Origin of the sequence: Pseudoalteromonas piscicida (assembly GCF_000238315.3) — a bacterium.
GTDB lineage: Bacteria > Pseudomonadota > Gammaproteobacteria > Enterobacterales > Alteromonadaceae > Pseudoalteromonas > Pseudoalteromonas piscicida.
Genome location: NZ_CP011925.1, coordinates 791832 through 810794, shown reverse-complemented (window position 1 = coordinate 810794; position 18963 = coordinate 791832). Strand labels below are relative to the sequence as shown.

General features: G+C 41.6%; 15 protein-coding genes. 5 read left to right on the top strand and 10 right to left on the bottom strand.

Annotation, left to right across the window (positions count from 1 at the left end; translation table 11 throughout):
- Positions 1-18 precede the first annotated feature (18 nt).
- On the bottom strand, positions 19-813 hold the full coding sequence (locus tag PPIS_RS22990) for a kinase (RefSeq protein WP_019647616.1): 795 nt from the start codon (positions 811-813) through the stop codon (positions 19-21).
- A gap of 205 nt (positions 814-1018) precedes the next feature.
- On the opposite strand from PPIS_RS22990, the gene PPIS_RS22985 reads away from it, so the two are divergent.
- Entirely contained in the window at positions 1019-3400 is a 2382-nt protein-coding gene (locus PPIS_RS22985) for a TonB-dependent receptor (RefSeq protein WP_010379253.1), read from the top strand.
- Positions 3401-3461: 61 nt separating this feature from the next.
- Here PPIS_RS22985 and PPIS_RS22980 read toward each other — a convergent pair whose 3' ends face one another.
- The 6 genes from PPIS_RS22980 to PPIS_RS22955 all read right to left on the bottom strand — a co-directional run bounded on the left by PPIS_RS22980 (position 3462) and on the right by PPIS_RS22955 (position 8440).
- Entirely contained in the window at positions 3462-5471 is a 2010-nt protein-coding gene (locus PPIS_RS22980) for a TonB-dependent receptor plug domain-containing protein (protein WP_010379251.1), read from the bottom strand.
- A 136-nt stretch (positions 5472-5607) separates the two neighbouring features.
- Positions 5608-5868, bottom strand: a complete 261-nt coding sequence (locus tag PPIS_RS22975; protein WP_010379248.1) for a CBU_0592 family membrane protein — start codon at positions 5866-5868, stop codon at positions 5608-5610.
- A 171-nt stretch (positions 5869-6039) separates the two neighbouring features.
- Positions 6040-6291, bottom strand: coding sequence for a hypothetical protein (locus PPIS_RS22970; RefSeq protein WP_010379245.1), 252 nt, complete (start codon positions 6289-6291; stop codon positions 6040-6042).
- Between the two features lie 6 nt (positions 6292-6297).
- The gene (locus PPIS_RS22965; protein ID WP_010379243.1) at positions 6298-6708 is read right to left on the bottom strand and encodes a DUF1761 domain-containing protein; all 411 of its coding nucleotides are present in this window, start codon (positions 6706-6708) and stop codon (positions 6298-6300) included.
- A gap of 51 nt (positions 6709-6759) precedes the next feature.
- Positions 6760-7275 (bottom strand): response regulator transcription factor, encoded by a 516-nt coding sequence (locus PPIS_RS22960; RefSeq protein ID WP_010379240.1) that lies wholly within the window; start codon positions 7273-7275, stop codon positions 6760-6762.
- Positions 7256-8440, bottom strand: coding sequence for a sensor histidine kinase (locus PPIS_RS22955; protein WP_248694224.1), 1185 nt, complete (start codon positions 8438-8440; stop codon positions 7256-7258). Before PPIS_RS22955 ends, PPIS_RS22960 begins: the two co-directional genes overlap by 20 nt.
- 237 nt (positions 8441-8677) lie before the next feature.
- Here PPIS_RS22955 and PPIS_RS22950 point away from each other — a divergent pair, with 237 nt between their 5' ends.
- Both PPIS_RS22950 and PPIS_RS22945 read left to right on the top strand, forming a co-directional pair.
- Positions 8678-9748 carry a ketoacyl-ACP synthase III gene (locus PPIS_RS22950; protein ID WP_010379235.1) on the top strand — a complete coding sequence of 357 codons (1071 nt, stop codon included), beginning with the start codon at positions 8678-8680 and terminating at the stop codon, positions 9746-9748.
- 107 nt (positions 9749-9855) lie between these two features.
- Positions 9856-11328, top strand: a complete 1473-nt coding sequence (locus tag PPIS_RS22945) for an aminoacyl-histidine dipeptidase (protein ID WP_010379233.1) — start codon at positions 9856-9858, stop codon at positions 11326-11328.
- Positions 11329-11588: 260 nt separating this feature from the next.
- Here PPIS_RS22945 and PPIS_RS22940 read toward each other — a convergent pair whose 3' ends face one another.
- Together PPIS_RS22940 and PPIS_RS22935 are read right to left on the bottom strand one after the other, a co-directional pair.
- Positions 11589-12950 carry a leucyl aminopeptidase family protein gene (locus PPIS_RS22940; RefSeq protein WP_010379231.1) on the bottom strand — a complete coding sequence of 454 codons (1362 nt, stop codon included), beginning with the start codon at positions 12948-12950 and terminating at the stop codon, positions 11589-11591.
- 55 nt (positions 12951-13005) lie between these two features.
- The gene (locus PPIS_RS22935; RefSeq protein WP_010379229.1) at positions 13006-13380 is read right to left on the bottom strand and encodes a hypothetical protein; all 375 of its coding nucleotides are present in this window, start codon (positions 13378-13380) and stop codon (positions 13006-13008) included.
- Positions 13381-13912: 532 nt separating this feature from the next.
- Here PPIS_RS22935 and PPIS_RS22925 point away from each other — a divergent pair.
- Both PPIS_RS22925 and PPIS_RS22920 read left to right on the top strand, forming a co-directional pair.
- Positions 13913-16510, top strand: coding sequence for a TonB-dependent receptor plug domain-containing protein (locus tag PPIS_RS22925; protein WP_010379225.1), 2598 nt, complete (start codon positions 13913-13915; stop codon positions 16508-16510).
- Positions 16511-16608: 98 nt separating this feature from the next.
- Positions 16609-18075 (top strand): tetratricopeptide repeat-containing sulfotransferase family protein, encoded by a 1467-nt coding sequence (locus PPIS_RS22920; RefSeq protein WP_019647617.1) that lies wholly within the window; start codon positions 16609-16611, stop codon positions 18073-18075.
- Here PPIS_RS22920 and PPIS_RS22915 read toward each other — a convergent pair.
- Complete coding sequence (locus tag PPIS_RS22915) at positions 18017-18937, bottom strand: alpha/beta fold hydrolase (RefSeq protein ID WP_010379222.1); 921 nt, start codon at positions 18935-18937, stop codon at positions 18017-18019. The genes PPIS_RS22920 and PPIS_RS22915 overlap by 59 nt on opposite strands.
- Positions 18938-18963 lie beyond the last annotated feature (26 nt).

The window sequence follows — 18963 nt, the reverse complement described above, 5'->3', positions numbered from 1 at the left end:
AAATTACACTCAACTTGTTTATTCACCAAGTTGAGTGTTTATTTGCAGCACAGCTCTATCCTCACCCAAACACACTTCAATATCTGCGATGTTTGGTAAGCTTTGCATCCCCCATACCGAAAGGCGTTGAAATGGCTGAATGAATTGTCTAACTTGCTCATCACTCATTCCCTTTCCAGTCGATGCTTTGAGCATATGCTCTTGTTGCAGGCGCCACTGATATACTCTGTCGAAGCTCATTCCATTTAAATAAATGAGACTATCTAATTGTGAAAAAATAGCTTGATACTCTTCACATAAAATGTGGTTCACTTGTAAGCGAAACGAACCGTCTTTATCAAACTCTTGCTCAAATTGATTAACGGGAGATGCTAACTCATCGCTAGGCTGCGGCTCCACTCCCATACACCACCCCTCGATAATAAGTACCTGTAAACCCGCCTCAACTTCTCGCCATTTTGATTTTGGCAACTTCCTATCAATTGATTTATCAAATACAGGTAAAGTTAATGCTTCGCCGCGTTTAAACCTGTCTATAACACCTTGTAATAGTTGCAGATCATGAGTACCAGGCAAGCCTCTTTGTTGAAACAGCGGATGAAACTTTGAAGCAAGCACTGCCCGCTCTTCTGGGTCTAAATAAAAATCATCAAGCGACACACACTTACAGGCAATGCCAACTTCCCTAAGCCGTTTACAAAGAGAATAGCTTAACGTTGATTTACCAGAGCCCTGAACGCCAGAAACCCCGATAACGAGTGTTTTCTTAGAATTAAATATTCCAAACCTTATTAGACTTTTGGCTAATTCCATATTTCTATGCATTATTTTTCAGATTAGTAACCTTATGATTAGTATAGACTTAAGTAAAACAAAAACACCACAACAAAAATAAAGTTACATTAAACTTGAATAATTTACATTAATAAATTATTTTTACCCTTCATTGATACATAAGCAATAGTACCGATATGGGTACTATTGCATTTTTCACACAAAAACAATAAAGGAAATCACAATGAAACCACTGGGGAAGATACCATTTGCTAAGAGTACTCTCTGCCTTAGCATGCTGGCTGCATCAGCAAGCTTTTACGCAACCGCGGAAGAGCAACCAGAAGACGGTGCTAAAGAACAAATTGAAAAAATTACCGTTACCTCTCGTCGTAAAGAAGAAACCATCATAGAAATCCCAATGCAGGTTTCTACTATCTCAGCTATGGACATCGCTGATCGTAACTTAGTATCAGCAGAAGACTTTTATAGAACACTTGCAGGGGCTGCTTCTCCCAGAGGTCAACTTATTTTGCGTGGGCTGAGTGGAGGTAACACAGCATTTCCAGATACAACCAGTGTTTTTGTCGATGATGTTCCTTTCACTTTTGAAAACTTAAATGACGTAGAGCGAGTTGAGGTTTTACGAGGACCACAAGGTACACTTTATGGCTCCAATGCTATCGGTGGGACGGTGAGGATCATCACTAAAAAACCTGTACTTGATGAGTTTGAATTTTTCGCATCTACACAGATTGGAAGTGAAAAAGATGTAGATGGTCTACATCGTAATATTTCAATGGGTGTTAACATTCCACTTGTTGATGATACATTAGCACTACGTGTAAGTGGTAATACAGAACATGAACGTTACCAAATGGTTAACATGAACACAGGTGTTCAGGGTAACGCAGATCGAGGCTTTATCCGCAGCCAACTATTATGGCAAGTGGACCCAGAAACTTCAGTTACTCTCGGCTACGCACATACGACATTCAGCGACACGGGTACAACAACAGGTGACCGTTCTACACCAGGTTATTATTGGGACTACAGCTTAACTGCCAATGAGGAAGCGGCTTACGGGTATGATGTCGACTTCTTTAAAGTTTCTTGCCCTGAAACTGCAGAGCGACCTCAATGTAACGCGGGTAACGCGCCAATCGCTAACAAGGGCGTACCACAAAAATACCAAGTGTGGGACTTAATGGACCCATGGTCTGATGCCACTAATGACCTTTTCACTTTAAATATTCAGGATGATAACTTCCTAGATATTGCGTCTTTAACTTACGCAGGCTCTCACCGTACTTATGAAGAAGACAGCATTCAAACTGCATGGAGTCGCTTAGATGCTTCAGATATGTTCCGTACTTGGATCATTGACCATCGTAAATATGAGCGCGTGACTCACCAACTGCGTTTCCAAAATATTGATGTAAACTCGCCTCTATCTTGGACTATCGGCGCTTACTATGACGAAGTTGAGTACGGCTACGATCCAGACTACCAAAACCAATATCATGAAAAAGGTGACAAAGTATCTGCGTTAGCACTTAATTGGTGGGGTGCGGATGCGACACAAATTGGTAAAGATACATTTGGCAACCCGCAAAACAACTGGAACCTTACCAACATTCGTGATTACTCAGAAGAACTCGCTTTCTTCGCGGATGTTGCATACGAATTTGATTTAGGTGATTCCGGTAGCCTTGAAGTGAATGGTGGTGTACGCCGCTTTGAACTTAAAGATGGTTCTCACTACACGCAAGAAGGTATTTGGGCAACCTCTGAAGATAATCTAAGTGGTGAAGAATCAGGTAACCGCTATAAGTTCAGTGTTTCTTACCGTCCAAGTGAAGAAATGTCTGTATATGGTTTATATTCAGAAGGATATCGACCAGGTGGTAACAATGGTCCATTAGCAGCTTCATGTGAGGCCGATCCACTTGCTAAAAACCGTAAAGACCGTTACACGTCTGATGCTATCGAAAACTACGAGTTAGGCTTGAAAGCAAGCGTACTTGACAGAAAGGTTGATTTCTCAGCCGCTATCTATCGCATCGATTGGACTGATATTAAAACTTCAGTATACATGGACACGTGTGGTTTCTCATATACAGCTAACGGCGGTGAAGCTAAGTCTGAAGGTTTTGAGTTTGAGTCAACGGCTCGTTTAACTGACGACTTAACGATGTCATTCAACACGTCGTATACAAGCTCAGAGATCACAGAAGACAATGATTCTATCTCCGCAAGTGCTGGTGATAAGATGACTATGGTACCAGAATGGAATGCATACCTAGCGCTTGATCAAAATATTCAATTGTTCGGTAAAGATGCTTACATCCGAGGCGAATACTCTTTCTATGATGAATATAAAACACACTTTAATGTTCGTGATGAAGACAAAACACCAGCATATAGTGTCTTTAATTTATCAGGACGTATTCAGCTAAGTGATAGTCTAAAACTAAGTGTATTCGTTAATAACCTATTTGATAAAGAAACTGCTACCTATATGCGTGCTCGCTCTAGAAACGCCAATAATTCAGCAGCTCAAGAGTATATTAACTACCTAAATGGCCGCACAATCAGCCTACGTGTTGATTATACGTTCTTTTAAGTGATAAAAATGTGCCACCGTGTAGGTGGCACATCCATTCTAGAAACACCTACCCCATCAGCTAATTAAAATTCTTAATATACTGAATCACTAAATTTCTGCCCTGTTGTGGCACATGACCGTCAATCAATCTTGGATCAAATACGGTGTATTTTTTATCAAAAAGATTTTCAGCTTTCAGTTGAATTTTAGCGTTATTATCCAAATTGAAAGAAACGGTGCCGCCGATGAGGTAGTAATTTGACTGCTCGAAATCATCAACAATTGACTCAGGGGGAGCTGGTATAAATGTTGTGTCTCGCCAAATTGCATTTAAAGTTACTTCTACCGCCTCTCTTTTATGAGTAAAGGCAAGTGCAGCAAACTTTTTAAAACTGCCATTTAATGGCTCGTCAAATAACTGGGTGTATGCGCCTTGTATCCAAGTTGTGCCACTCAGATTAAAATTAGCATTAACTTCAATACCCTGCATGCTCGTCTCAAAGACGTTATCAAATGTAAACTCCGCTTGTTCATCGTCTATTGGTACTAGATTAATGAAGTCTTCAAGCTCATTATCAAATAACACTACATCAAACTGTTTAGACTCATCTTGATAGTGCCAAACAAGCTCTGTGGTTTTTACATATTCTGAAGTTAACTCCGAATTACCTGATGTAATATCATCGTTTGAATTAAGTTCGTTGCTCACAGGGGTACGAAAAGACTCACCATATTGCAACTTAAAAGTGTTAGCCTCATCGTAACCATAAACGAACGCTAGTCTAGGCGATAATTTATCATCTATGTCTTTCACTTCGTCGTATCGTGCACCCGCGAACATACTCAGTTGCTCGCTAAACCGATACTTTGCTTGAACGTATCCAGCATAGGAATCAAAGTCTTGTCGCAACGGATAAAAAGGGGTGTAATCAGATATGGTTTGAATATCACCTAAATAAGTGTGGTTATAGATGATGATATCATCGGCACTTTGATCGTAATATGAGGTTCTAACACCTGCTTTACTTTGTTCTTCTTTTGATAGCTCAACGCCAAAATTCCACTGTAACCGGTCGTTTTGTTTATAACCACCATCTAAGTTATAAGTTAAATCTCTGGATTGCCAAGCTGGACCAACTAAGAAGTCCCCTCCTTGCGTGATACCAATTTCTGCTGCTGTAACGATGAGTCCTGCACTTTCTATATTATGCTCAATAAAGCTTAGCTTATGCGTTAACTCTAGTTGCTCAGTAGCTTGCCAATGATACTCAAATGTTGCTGCATAGTTCTCACTTTTATGCTCGTTTTCAGGGGAATAACGGGAAAGATTTAAAAACTCATCGAGTTGAGTACGGTTAAACCTTACTTGCCATGTTAACGCTTGGTGGCTACCTCCAAATACAGCAAAAAGTGATTCTAATGGGTCTTTTACAGCACCTCCAAAATAGCTATCCCCTGAGCGTTTATTAAATGCTACATTGGCATAGAGCCGCGTTTTATCCGACACTTGCCTTGAAAGATTAATTGCTGCTTGCGCACTACCATGCTCACCATAGCCAACAGAAAGCTGATTATTACGTTTTTTGGTAATAATATTCATCACACCAAGAAAGGCGTTACTCCCATAGAGGGCAGAACCAGGACCTCGGATAAATTCAACTTTATTGATAATCTCAATCGGAATGTAGGGTGTGTAGACTGATGCTTTACCAAATGAGGACTCATTGAGCCTTTGACCGTCAATCATCACTAACACGTGCCCAGTATCCAAGTATACACCACGGGTATGCTCTTTTGGCACAGCTCCTACCCAATCGCCTCGAGTAGATTGAAAGCCAGGTACGAAGTTCATTAAATCATAAACATTGTCGACACCTAGGCTATTTATTTGCTCTGAATTAAAAACAGTAATACTAGAGGGAACCGATGCTCTCGTTTCGTCGGTTTTGGTTGCGATAGAGACATTTACATTCAACAGCTCTTCAAATGAAAGCTGATAAAGGTCGGAGTCCGTAGCTTCTGGTTCAGCGACTACCGCAAAAGGAATTAATAATGGCGTGACTTTAATTAAAGCGCTTAAGTTTTTCATATTATACGAGCTCTATGTTCCCACACTTCACTCGTAGTGTTAGATTACTCTAACCTACGTAGCAGCATATGATTAACTTAATAATACTTGCTCCTAGCCACTACGCAAGTTTTTGATTAGCCTTTTCTTTTAGACTCTAAGCCGATGCCAACTTTCTCGCTTTGAAATATTTAAATAAACCAATTAAAGACGCTGCGATCCAAAATAGCTCAATCACAAAGCTTGCAAGGTTAAAGTTATAACAAAGACTAATCAGTAGTAGGATCGCACCACTTAAATTCATTAAGTTATACGTTAAACTATCGGGAGATGCCTTTTCCAGCTGTAGCATAAAGAATGCACCAACAACCAAGAAAGTGCCTGTCATACCGATGATATCGAACATTAAATCGATCATGTTTTTTCCATTTAGCGAGACCCAAGAGGCTGGCCCAGTTCCATGGGAAGGGTCATTTTCATTCGTTGAAACAGCAAAGCCAAACGGCGAGATAGTAACAAATTGGAAAATTCAAGACAGGACATTTGTCTGATAACAACAATAAGTGAGCAATAAGAATTGAAGTAATGACTACTTGAAGGTGACCTTGCCACCAATTATTTTCAGTGCTGGCGCACCTCTCACTAATGTATCGCGGGCAAACTCTTGCTCACAATGAGGGCAGTTTATTTGGTTGGTGGTAAAATCTTGGGTGATCCGTTCTTTAAAACATTTAACTAGGCTGCCCTTGCCTCCCTTACGATACTTAAATAGCTGCTGGCGGCATCCTGCACAATAAATATCGACAGTTCTAACAGGGCCTTTTTTATTGGGTTTTGCCATACCGAATTAACTCATAATCCTGAGTACAAATGCAATGAGCGTAAACTGTAACACATGATAGCCACCGTTGACTAAAAACAGTTTCATCGGGCGCTGCTCAAATATATAGCTTATTCCTAGTGAACAGGCGACGAAAAAGATCCCCACACCAAACCCAACTCCGGTAGCCGCTAGCAAAGAGAGCGATAGATCAAGCATCACCGCCATAAACACAGCGGATAACAAAGACAACAAAAATGCGACGCCAAAAGTCATCTTGGGATCGCTCGTTTGTAGGTCAAGCTCTGTCAGTCCACATCCCTCCATCCAGGCTTTTTGAAACAGCATAGGCGAATACCAAATACCACCTAACATAAAGGAAGACAAAGCGGCGAGAATAATTGCCCAAAGGTTTAATGCTTCAAATGAGAGTATCATCGACTAACTCAGCATATTTCATTTTATTTAATAATGAGTATAAGTGAAAACCTACTTATAAACAGGTTTCTTTTGTAATTTCCTCTGCAGCGTTCTTCTGTGCATGTTAAGTTGCCGCGCGGTTTCAGAGATATTACCTTCATTTGCCTTTAAAACTTGCTGAATATGTTCCCACTCTAGTCGTTCTGGAGACATGACTTCTTCCACAATTTCTTGGCCTTTCTCTCCCAATAGCGTTTGTACTATCAAGCTGGTACTTGCAGGTTTAGTTAAGTAGTCGTCAGCGCCCAATTTTATCGCCTCAACCGCAGTCGCAATGCTGGCATAACCCGTTAATAATACAATGCGAGCATTTGCATTGAGCTGCTTGATTTGTGTTATGAAGTTTATTGAGTTGGCCTCGCCAAGTTTCATATCCAATAATATGTAGCCGAAAATCTCTTGTTTACACGCCACCTGCATATCTTCAATGGAAGTAACATGTTCAACACTAAAACCTTGTTTTTCCAAGCGCCTTATTAATGTCTGCGCATAAGGCAGATCATCTTCAACAAGCAGTAACTTCATCACTCACCTTTGGTAGTTTAACTGTACATTTAGTGCCATAAGTAAGGTCGCTTTCAATCAGCAGATGTCCACCAAGCCGTTCAATTGTCGCATGACTCAGCAGTACCGCCATGCCAAGCCCTGATTCACTATTCACTACATTGTGCCCTAACTGCGCTAGCCTTTCTTCTGCAATTCCCTCACCTCTATCAAGTATGGTGATCACATGTTCAGTCGACTCTGAGGTAAATGTCACGTCGATGTCAGTCTGTTTTGCTTGCTCATTTGCTCGCACACCGTTGCTAATCAGGTTTAAAATCGAAGGCATCAACATAGGATCATCGCACAGTGCCCCCTGAACATTCGTGATATCGAATCTAAAATGCTGCTGTGGAAATTGTAAATTCGTTAATTCTTTTAACTGCTCTGCAAGACGCTCTACAGTTATCATTTGTTTAGACGCTGACTTTAAATAATCAGTAAATTCTCTAAAGACATTAAGCTGCTCCTTACATTTCCCAAGCGGTTCTGACATTTCTTGAACACATGCCTCTTTTGGATACGACTCCTCCAGCTCTTCGTGTAATAGAGCCAAATGTGCGATTGGCGTGGCGAGTTGATGGGTAGCTTGTGCAGCCGCACTACCTAGTGCAATTAATTGCTCTTGCTGAAGTTGCTGCTCTCGTAGCATAGCAATTGCCCTTTCTTTTTTTCGATTTTGCTTTACCAATATGCTTACGACGGTAACAACGACTATGATAGTGAAAGTAAAGTTTACTAACATCCCGAGCAAGTGAGTGCTCATGTCCATGTGGTGGACATGTTCATGAGACATTTTTATATAAAGATAAAGATAAGCGCCAATCGCCCCAGCCGACACCATCAACATATTGATAGTTGGAATCGTTACTGCTGCAATAACCGTTGGCAGTACCAACAAGGACACGAAAGCATTGGTTGCTCCGCCGGTCAGGTCCAACAAAATAGTAAGAAACAAAATATCCGCCAACAATTGCATTGTCATACCAATAGGCGCTGCTTCTTTTGTGTTACGGTAGGCGTATATACTTAACAGCTGAAATACCGACTCCGCAGCTACCACTGCAACTACCGAAACAAAATCAAATTGTTTACCAAAAACGACAGCCGCTATCGCTAGCATCACAATTTGGATAGCGATTGCCACTGACCGCAACAACAAAAGTTGGCCCAATGCAGAGTTCGGAGAAAACGCAATTTTCATGAAAATGTAAGAAGCTAAGCTAAGATAAAAGAATTATACCTAATCTAACAAAAATAGGTGTGATCGAGGTCAGTTATATCGCGTTAATACGAACCTCTGCTTCGCTTTTATGGCAATACTGTGAAGGATTTGGTATAAATAAAAAATTGGCCAACTGGTCGGATTAGATTAAGAGACACTATGGTTTATGCAAAAATTACGGGCTGGGGAAAGTGTATTCCACCAGCTAGCATCAGTAATGATGAAATTAGTACTATCGTTGACACAAATGATGAATGGATAAGTACGAGAACAGGTATCAAATCCAGACGCGTTAGCCATGTTAGCACTGCAGAGCTTGCAACAGTGGCCAGTCAACACGCTTTGGCATGTGCAGGGCTTGAAGGTAAAGATATCGATCTTGTGCTACTTGCCACCTGTACACCGTCAACTATGGTGGCAAATACAGCTTCTTTAGTACAAAAAAATATTGGCGCTGTTGGTGCTGCAGCATGTGATACCAATGCAGCCTGTTCAGGCTTTTTGTATGCATTACAAAATGCTACCGCACAGATCCAAGCCGGTATGATTAAAAGAGCCGTAGTTGTTGCAGCTGAGCGTATGACTTGGTATGTAAACTGGGCAAAGCGTGACAGCGCAGTATTATTTGGCGACGGTGCTGGTGCTGTCGTGCTTGAAGCAAGTGACGAACCAACCGGGTTATTAGGCACCAAAACTGGCTGTGATAGCACAGATAGAAGTATATTACACATTCCAAACTATGGTACTGATATGGACCGCTGTGCAGGCACCGGACCTTCTGACCTCTCTTTTGAGGGACGTGAAATCTTTAAGCGTGCTGTAAAAGGTATGAGTGAAGCATGTGATGATGTACTCAACCAAGCACAGCTATCACTAGAAGACATCGATGTACTTATCCCGCATCAAGCTAATCTTCGTATCATTCAAGCTATCCAAAATCGCTTGGAAATTGCAGATGATAAAGTCATGGTTAATATCGACAAGTATGGTAATACCTCAGCTGCAACAATTGCAATTGCACTGTGTGAAGCTGTCGAAAATGGTCTTATTAAGCCACACGCTAATATTATGTCGGCGGCATTTGGCGCAGGATTAACCTGGGCTGCCAGCTATTTGAAATGGGGAGAAAGAACGACCCCAATTGCGGTGTCGGATGCACGTTTACCTGATTGCGATAAAACAGGCCTTGAATTGATTGCACCAGCAGTGGCCGCAAGTCAAGCTCAATAAGTAACCAACTCTCTCTAGTTACTGAAACTTAGGGTCAAATGCTCGATCTTGCCCTTGGGTGGGTGGTAATATTGCAATATTATTATCGCTCATCCAAGGAGTCTACTGTGCTCAAAGCGCATACTGAGATCAGTCAATTAGAACCACAAGCAATTTGGAAGTTTTTTGACCAAATTTGTGCCATTCCCCATCCTTCAAAACACGAAGAAGCACTAGCAAGCTTTATTGTTGACTGGGCTAAAAGCAAAAATTTAGACGTACGTCGTGATGAAACTGGTAATGTGTTCATCAAAAAACCTGCGACAAGTGGCATGGAAAATCGTAAGCCCGTTGTATTGCAAGCGCACATTGATATGGTGCCACAAAAAAATGATGATACAGCACACGACTTCGTTACTGATCCAATCAAGCCATATGTTGATAATGGCTGGGTAACTGCAACTGGCACGACGCTAGGTGCAGACAATGGTATCGGCATGGCCTCATGTTTAGCCGTTTTAGACGCTGACGATATCAAGCACGGTCCACTTGAAGTATTACTAACCGTTGATGAAGAAGCAGGTATGAGCGGCGCGTTTGGTTTGCAATCTGGCTGGTTAGACGGTGAAATCCTACTTAACACCGATTCAGAGCAAGAAGGCGAGATCTACATGGGTTGCGCAGGTGGTGTAGATGCATCCTTAACTCTACAACTCTCGCGAGAAGCGTTACCTAAACACCATAAAATCTTTGAGCTGTCTCTAAAAGGCTTACGCGGCGGACATTCTGGTGTTGACATTCACACAGGTCGCGCCAACGCCAATAAATTGCTCGCAAGATTCTTAAAGCATCATATCGCAGACTTTGACCTAAGACTTATCGAGATCAGAGGCGGCTCCCTGCGTAATGCAATTCCGCGCGAAGCATACGCAGTCATTAGTTTTAATGAAGCGAAAATAAGCGAGTTCCAAACGCTGATTGAAACTTATGAAACCATCATTAAGCAAGAGTTATGTGCCATAGAAACCGGGATCACATTTGCACTCAGCACTTCAACAAGCACCACATTGCCAATGAGCCAAGCTTCTAAAAGTAAAGTATTAGCGCTTCTCAATGCTTGCCCTAATGGTGTTGTACGCATGAGCGACGATATACCTGGTGTTGTTGAAACCTCACTTAATATGGGCGTAATTTCTACTACAGATAACAGTCTAGAAGTCCTATGTTTGATCCGTTCATTAATTGATTCTGGTCGCAGTGATGTCGAGGGTATGTTGCGTTCACTGGCTGAGCTGACGCAAGCTGATATTGAATTTAGTGGTGCTTACCCAGGCTGGAAGCCTGATCCAAGCTCAGAAGTATTAGCTATTTTCCGTGATATGTATGAATCAATCTACGGTGAAAAACCGCATATAATGGTTATTCATGCTGGCCTTGAATGTGGTTTGTTCAAAGAACCTTACCCGAACATGGATATGATTTCTTTCGGTCCAACCATCAAATTTCCACACTCTCCCGAGGAAAAGGTAGAAATTTCAAGCGTTGGTCTATATTGGCAGCAAATGAAAGGGATCTTAGAAAACATTCCTGAAAAGCAGTAAAATTAATCCAAAACTAATACCAATTTGACTTAATACTTGCTCAATTTGAGGGATTATATCTGACGCTAGCTGTGTTAAAAATTTATCATTTAGAACAACTAAATAGCAAAATTTTTGCCGGGCTATCGACAAGTTTTCTTGCCTAAAAATAGACCACTTAACTAAGTAAATTGGTATAATTACCATGAAATCATGTTGTTAGATAAACAAAAAGCCCAGCTAACATAGCTTGGGCTTTTAATAGAGTTAAGACTCTGCGATTAGCTAAACTTTTTCTCAAGATAACTAAACATAGTTCTAAGACCCAATGCTTCACCACCAACAGGTCTACCCGGTAATGCTCTTACGTTCCATGCCATCACGTCAAAATGTAGCCAAGGTGTCGTGGCTGGCTCAACAAATTCTTTTAGATACAATGCTGCTGTTATTGAGCCACCAAACGGCGTCGAACCACAGTTAGCAATGTCTGCGATATCGCTCTTGAATAGCGCCTTATACTGATCAAACAAAGGCAGTTGCCAAATAGGATCCGCATTACCCAGACCAATTTCCATTAGCTCAGAAGCAATCGCTTGATCTGTAGAATAAAAACCAGGCAGTTCAGTGCCAAGGGCGATGCGACACGCACCTGTCAAGGTTGCAAAATCGATCAATAGCTCTGGCGCTTCTGTTTGCGCTTCAGCCAATGCGTCACATAAAACCAAGCGTCCTTCGGCGTCGGTATTATCAATTTCAACCGTAATACCTTTACGTGTTTTGATCACATCACCTGGCCTAAAGGCATTGCGAGACACCGCATTTTCTACCGCAGGGATAAGTACGCGTAATCTAACAGGCAGCTTAGCCGCCATAATCATATTAGCCAACGCGATAACATGAGCCGCTCCGCCCATGTCTTTTTTCATATTACGCATTCCAGACGCTGGCTTTAAGTCCAGACCACCAGAGTCAAAACATACGCCTTTACCAACTAAAGTAAGTTTTGCGTGGTTTTCGTCACCCCAACGTAAATCAAGCAAACGCGGAGCATTATCACTCGCACGGCCCACCATGTGGATCGTTGGGTAGTTTTGCTCTAACAACTCATCACCAATGATTTGTTCAAATGATGCGCCATATTGCTCAGAGAGTTCTTCCATTACTTCAGCCATGTGCTGAGGCATCATATCAGCAGCCGGTGTGTTAACAAGATCTCTTGCAAGATTAATAGACTCGACAGCCGCTTTTACTTTGGCATATACCTTTGCATCTTCGATAGCAAGCTTTGCGACAATCGCTGGCAATTCTTTATAAGCAGAAAATTGATACGCCCCCAGTAAAAACGCAATAGCGTGGCTTTCAACTTGCTCTGAAGCGATATCAATAAAATAAGTGCCTTTTGGTAATTGCTTTGCAAGATCGCCCAATAGCCAAAAATCATCGTCTTCAGCAATAACAATAACTCGCTCAACTTCTCCAGAATCAGCATTCGGAATAAGAATATTTTTTTGCGATTGAAGTTGTGCGGTTTTTACGAAAAGCTGCGTCGTACTTGACTGCTGCGCTTGCCATGACGCTAATTCTGCAGCGGAGAAGATAGAAATGGGTGTACCCATAGCAGAGTGAACGAGTAGGTTGTTCATGTAGGCCTCAAATTTATTATATTCGTACTTAGATTACCAAGGCTAAAAAGAAAATTCACTGTTCCTTGGTTTTTGTTGGCTTTTTTTTCAAATTGAATGAGCTAGGCAAAACATCCACGCCCACTAATTGACCAACCTTTACGATTATCGGAATGGTAATGGGGGCAAAAGGTAAAACTGCAAACACACCCAGTCCTAACCCTTTGAGAATATCCACTAGTTGAGCGTTTGCTGTTTTTAGCTCAGCCTTATGCGCTCGCCCCAAAGTATATCGCTTGTATATCTCAAGCATTTCTTTAGTTTCTTGTTTCTCTTGTTCTAGTGCGCATTTGAGCGCAATCATTGCTCTGCGCAATCTTATTTGCTGTCTGCGTTTACTGATCCGAGCAACGCGCATCGGTGCTTTATGGACAACTTTGATCAGTTTCATTAATAAACTCAAAGATAGTGTTGTCCAGAGTCTATCAAAATTTTTAGCACTTTAGCTATTAGCCATTGGTACAAATTACCTATTCTAGCGAGCAAAGTTATACGTAAAGTGTGCAAAACAATGGACTAGTATAAAATCAACCCTAATTACCACACAAAACTGTACAATAATTACCCACACAAAGACTAGCATCCAATACTGTTTAATTAATCTACAAAAACTGAATAATGAAATTTCAGTAAACTAGCCAAATTTTGTAACAACAAATTTTAAGCTGCTGGGTGTTTATCTAGAAAAGCAGTTAAAGTGCTCAAAATTTCATTTTCAACAATAACTTATCATGCAAATTTTGTAATTCTTCTTAGCCTAAACAAAAAGTTATTAAGAAAGTTGCAGTTTCAGAAATCACTGCTAATTTTAAAAAAGCGCTTGCCAACACATAGCAAATTAAATTATATGTGTATTAAAGGTAAAAATATTATAAATGACCTTTTTTATTGGTATGACAACAACAATCAACTGGGGAAACAGGATGAAACTACAAAGTAACACGCTGCGCCGTGCAATTCGCTTCGCGCTCGCTTCAGCAGCAACTACTTCACTTCTTACCACTACCGTAATGGCTGAAGAAGCCAATCAAACAAAAGCTAAAGCAGATGAAAAAGTCGAAAAAATCGCCGTTGTAGGTTCTCGAGCGGCGCCTCGCTCTGTGGGCGAGTCACCGGTACCTATCGACATCATCGGTGCAGAAGATATGTCAAAGGCGGCAGGTTCTGACATGCTCGAGTTACTGAAAGGATCGGTACCGTCTTTGAACGTACACGCGAATCCAATCAGTGATGCAGCAACGTTAGTAAGGCCAGCTAACTTACGCGGATTGCCTGCGGATAGTACGCTGATTTTGTTAAACGGTAAGCGTCGCCACCGTTCATCGGTGATTGCCTTTTTAGGTGGTGGTATTAACGACGGTGCACAGGGCCCTGATATTTCAGTGATCCCGAGTATTGCACTAAAACAAGTTGAAGTACTTCGTGATGGTGCAGCAGCACAGTACGGTTCAGATGCAATCGCAGGTGTAATGAACTTTGTACTTAAAGACGCGAGCGAAGGGGGTTCTTTCTCTATTCGTCAAGGCGAATACTACGAAGGTGACGGCGATACGACGGTGATTGAAGGTAACGTAGGTCTGCCATTTACGGATGATGGATTTGCTAACTTAAGCTTTCAGTACAAAGAAGCGGACGCGACTAGCCGCAGTGTTCAACGTCCTGATGCAGCAGCATACATTGGCGCCGGGGTTGAAGGCGTTGGTGACCCAGCACAAATTTGGGGTGCACCAGAAATCAAAGACGATATCAGTATCTTTGGTAACATTGGTGTAGACGTCACTGACAATGCTCGATTCTATATGTTTGGTAACTACTCTGAGCGAGACGTTAAAGGCGGATTCTATTATCGAAACCCTCAAACCCGTCCAGGTGTTTATTCTAACGATGGTGGCGAAACCTTACTCGTAGGCGATCTAGATGGCGTAGGTGTTGGCATTGAGTGTCCAGTCGTTAATCTAACGGATAAAAATGTAGCGAATATCCCGGCATATCAATTAATTGCGGCTGATACAGAGTTAGGTAGAAACTGTTTTGCCTTTAATGAAATTTTACCAGGCGGCTTTACTCCAAACTTTGGTGGTAACATCACTGATACCTCTCTAACTATTGGTGTTGAAGGGGAATTTAAAGATGGTTTCCTTGAAGGCGGTTTTTGGGATTTGAGTGGCTCGGTGGGCCGTAACGAATCACGTTATTTCATCACTAATACTGTGAATGCCTCTCTTGGCGCTGATACACCAATGGACTTCAGCCCTGGTAAATACATCCAACTGGAAAAGAATTTTAATTTCGATGTGTCGAAAGGCTATGATTTTGACCTAGCTTACGATGTAAACGTTGCAGCAGGTCTTGAGTGGCATGAAGAAACATTCGAAGTACTTTCAGGTGACGAAGCATCATTTATTGCAGGACCGCTGACTGAGCAAGGCTTTGGGATAGGTTCAAATGGTTTCCCTGGATTTAAACCTTCTGCAGCAGGAGAATACACTCGTCGTAACTATGCCGCTTATGTAGATATTGAAACACCATTTACTGAAGACTTTATGATGGGGTGGGCACTTCGTTACGAAGATTACGATTCATTTGGTTCGACTACAAACTTTAAGATCACAGGTCAATATCATGTTACCGAAGACTTCTCGGTTCGTGGTTCAATCAGTACCGGTTTCCGCGCGCCAACGGTAGGTCAAGCTAACGTGTCTAACGTACAGACAAACTTAAGCAGTGGTGTATTGGTAGATTCAGCACTATTACCACCAACAAACCCTGTTTCAGAGCAGCTTGGTGGTACTGAGTTGACTCCTGAAGAGTCAGAAAGTTATACACTAGGTGCGGTATATCGCTCTGGCGACTTATTTATTACGTTAGATTACTACAACATTGAAGTAACTGACCGTCTAAGCCAGTCTGAAAAAATCGTTTTAAGTGATGCTGACAAAGCAGCCCTTAAAGCGGCGGGTGTTCCTAACGTTGATAACTTGGCGCAGGTGAGCTTCTTCACTAACGACTTCGATACCACGACTCAAGGTATCGACTTAGTTGGTAACTATTCTATGGATATGCTGGGTGGCTATGCCACATTCAGTGCAGCATACAACTGGAATGAAACTGAAGTAGACCGCTTCTCTGCTATCACAGGTGACTTCAAGGTATCTCGTTTAGAAAACGACTTACCGAAGCACAGAGGCACATTAACTTGGGCTCAGCAATGGGATAACTTCTCAGGCTTTGTTCGTATGAACTACTTTGGCGAATACCAAGGCGTTCACGTCGATTATGATGCAACAGCAAAAACAGCGGATGCGACAATCACATTTGATGCAGAGCTTACCTACTTTGCAACAGATTCAATCAGTCTGTCTGTTGGTGCAAATAATATCTTTGACCAAGATGCAGAAGAACTAGACTTCTTTGACGCTACAGGTATCCCAAATAACAACTGGGGTGGCAAATACTATGAAACTTCACCATATGGTATTAATGGTGGTTTCTACTATGTGAAAGCAACCTATACGTTCTAACTTTTACTGTAACCCAGAAACAAAGGCGAACTAGCATTAGCTATTTCGCCTTTTTATTTTTATCCTATATAGCAAAGCAGTTAATTTTGAATACAAACATGTTGTTATTAAAGCGAGCCAACGAATTATTAGCCGAAAACAAGCTTAGAGAAGCTGAGTTTATGTACAAGTCGGTACTTAAACAGTCACCTAACAACGGTCCTGCTCTATTTGGTTTAGGCCGCATTTGCATGCGTTTAGAGCAGTACGATAACGCAATCTACTATTTAAAAAGAGCATGCGAACATTTACCAAAAATGCTTGAGCCACTCTTCGCATTGGCCGATGCGTTTTTAGCCGTAGGTTCACCGGTTGACGCAAAAACCGTACTTGAATACACCTTAAGCGTGGCAAAACATAATGCCCAAGCTCATTACCAGCTCGGTCAATTTTATCTGGACTACGGCTTTATTGAACAAGCTAAAAATGTCTTTAAAGCGGGGTTAGATTGCCCTCATAGTACAGTGACTGCCTTTATGCTATACGAACTGGTACAGATGTCCTCAGCCAAAGAATTACCTGCATACTTAGCAATTCTAGAAAAATTGGAAAATGAGTTTGAAGCACCGAGACTAAAAACTGTGGTTCACTATGCGCTTGCTAAGTGTCATGAACAATTAGGTAACTTTAATGCAGCTCAAGATAACTATGCTTTAGCGAATGATACACAGCTGCTGATGAGCGAGTTTCGTACTGTAGACATGCTGCCATTTTTTGAATCAATCAAGCTGCATTGTGGCAAAGCGTTTTTTGATAAACCTAGTGATAGGGTTAAGACAACATTTACGCCTGTTTTTATTGTTGGTTTGCCAAGAACTGGTTCGACTCTCCTAGAACAAATGCTAGTGCAACATTCTAATGTTGGTACACTAGGCGAGAATACCGTGATCAGCGATAAAATTGTCCCTTACCTCAGTAAACGCAATAATGCAGAGTTCCCAGCTTGTTTAGACCAACTAAGTAACTCTATGTTAGACCATTGCCGTATACTCTATGTCGACGAGATAAAGCGGCATCGAGTGCCGGAAGAAGTGGTGATCAATAAACTTCCAGCTAACTTTCAAAATCTTGGGTTAATCCACAAACTTTTCCCTGAGGCACGAATTATTCATTTAACTCGTAACCTCAATGCTACAGCCTGGTCTGTCTATAGTAATCATTTCGCCGAAAGCGAGCCCTACTTTTGCTCCTTAAGCGAATTTGCCTTGTATGCGCAAGCGCAAAGCGACTTGATGTCACATTTTAACCAATTTATGAAAAGAGATATTTTTACGCTCAGTTACGAACAACTTATTGCAGAGCCTGAAAAGACTATTAAACAATGCTTAAGCTTTTTATATCAAAAATACGAGCCAGAATGCTTGGAGTTTCACAAATCTAAAAAGCCGGTCCATACCTTAAGTAAGGCGCAGGTCAGAAAGCCAATCAGCACGCAGCCACTAGAAAAGTGGCAGCGCTATGAAGCGTTTATCGAGAAGATGATTGCTCAACCGCAAAGCGACCAAACCACGCCAGCAAATCTTTAAACTGATCATCACGTGCATGTTTATGGGTTAACATGTCTATGTGCCCATAATTGTGCCGATGGCCGTGCTTTTTCCCATAAATTCTGAGTTCTTGCATCCCCTTTCCCGATTCACGAATAAATGCTTGAATATCGACAGGTTGTGCCAGTGCTTTATCTTTAACGCCCGCAATATGCAAGATTGGAGGTAACGTCATGTCTTGTAATACTACGGCATAATTAAAACCGTCATCGGAGTCCACCCATGGGTGCTTCCGTGCCCAATCAGCGCTTTGAGCATGTGATTTTAAAGACTCATCATCACTTCCCCAACCAAGTCTTTTCGCAGGTAAGTATCCATGCTTTTTCGAATAATAATGCGCAACGTTAAACCATATTAGATTTGCTTTCAGTAATTTGCTCGGGTGATTGTTATGTAAACTACGCTTAGAACCAAAATAAACACATGCATTAACATGTTGGATTTCTTCAGGAAAGCGTGCAAAAACACAATTCATCAATACACCTCCCCAAGAATGCGCAATCCAATATTGTGCTCTAGATCCGGTATATCGTTCGATAAAATTCAGCATTTCAGGGATTTCGTGCAAGATTGATTCAGTTTGACCATAATCCGCTTCAGCGTCGATTTTAGGTATGCTCTCTCCTCGCCCACGAAGATCACCAACAAAACAGCGATAGCCGTGTTCAGCTAAAAAAGGCGCTAGCCCTTTATTGCTTTCAGTATAAAAAATTTTGCCATTTTCAACCGCACCATGCATAAAAAACACAACAGGGCCGCTACTACCCGGTTTCGCTATATATCTGAGGTGGAGTTTATGTCCATCTTCTATATCTACTAATAGTGATTTTTGCTCTATCATTTCTTTGTTTTCATTCTTTGAACACT

What these genes read in the sequence shown, in the direction of transcription:
- PPIS_RS22915 (WP_010379222.1), bottom strand. Translation starts at nt 18,937, where the DNA reads ATGATAGAGCAAAAATCACTATTAGTAGATATAGAAGATGGACATAAA.
- PPIS_RS22965 (WP_010379243.1), bottom strand. Translation starts at nt 6,708, where the DNA reads ATGATACTCTCATTTGAAGCATTAAACCTTTGGGCAATTATTCTCGCC.
- PPIS_RS22950 (WP_010379235.1), top strand. Translation starts at nt 8,678, where the DNA reads ATGGTTTATGCAAAAATTACGGGCTGGGGAAAGTGTATTCCACCAGCT.
- PPIS_RS22935 (WP_010379229.1), bottom strand. Translation starts at nt 13,380, where the DNA reads ATGAAACTGATCAAAGTTGTCCATAAAGCACCGATGCGCGTTGCTCGG.
- PPIS_RS22975 (WP_010379248.1), bottom strand. Translation starts at nt 5,868, where the DNA reads ATGATCGATTTAATGTTCGATATCATCGGTATGACAGGCACTTTCTTG.
- PPIS_RS22920 (WP_019647617.1), top strand. Translation starts at nt 16,609, where the DNA reads ATGTTGTTATTAAAGCGAGCCAACGAATTATTAGCCGAAAACAAGCTT.
- PPIS_RS22985 (WP_010379253.1), top strand. Translation starts at nt 1,019, where the DNA reads ATGAAACCACTGGGGAAGATACCATTTGCTAAGAGTACTCTCTGCCTT.
- PPIS_RS22990 (WP_019647616.1), bottom strand. Translation starts at nt 813, where the DNA reads ATGGAATTAGCCAAAAGTCTAATAAGGTTTGGAATATTTAATTCTAAG.
- PPIS_RS22940 (WP_010379231.1), bottom strand. Translation starts at nt 12,950, where the DNA reads ATGAACAACCTACTCGTTCACTCTGCTATGGGTACACCCATTTCTATC.
- PPIS_RS22925 (WP_010379225.1), top strand. Translation starts at nt 13,913, where the DNA reads ATGAAACTACAAAGTAACACGCTGCGCCGTGCAATTCGCTTCGCGCTC.
- PPIS_RS22960 (WP_010379240.1), bottom strand. Translation starts at nt 7,275, where the DNA reads ATGAAGTTACTGCTTGTTGAAGATGATCTGCCTTATGCGCAGACATTA.
- PPIS_RS22970 (WP_010379245.1), bottom strand. Translation starts at nt 6,291, where the DNA reads ATGGCAAAACCCAATAAAAAAGGCCCTGTTAGAACTGTCGATATTTAT.
- PPIS_RS22980 (WP_010379251.1), bottom strand. Translation starts at nt 5,471, where the DNA reads ATGAAAAACTTAAGCGCTTTAATTAAAGTCACGCCATTATTAATTCCT.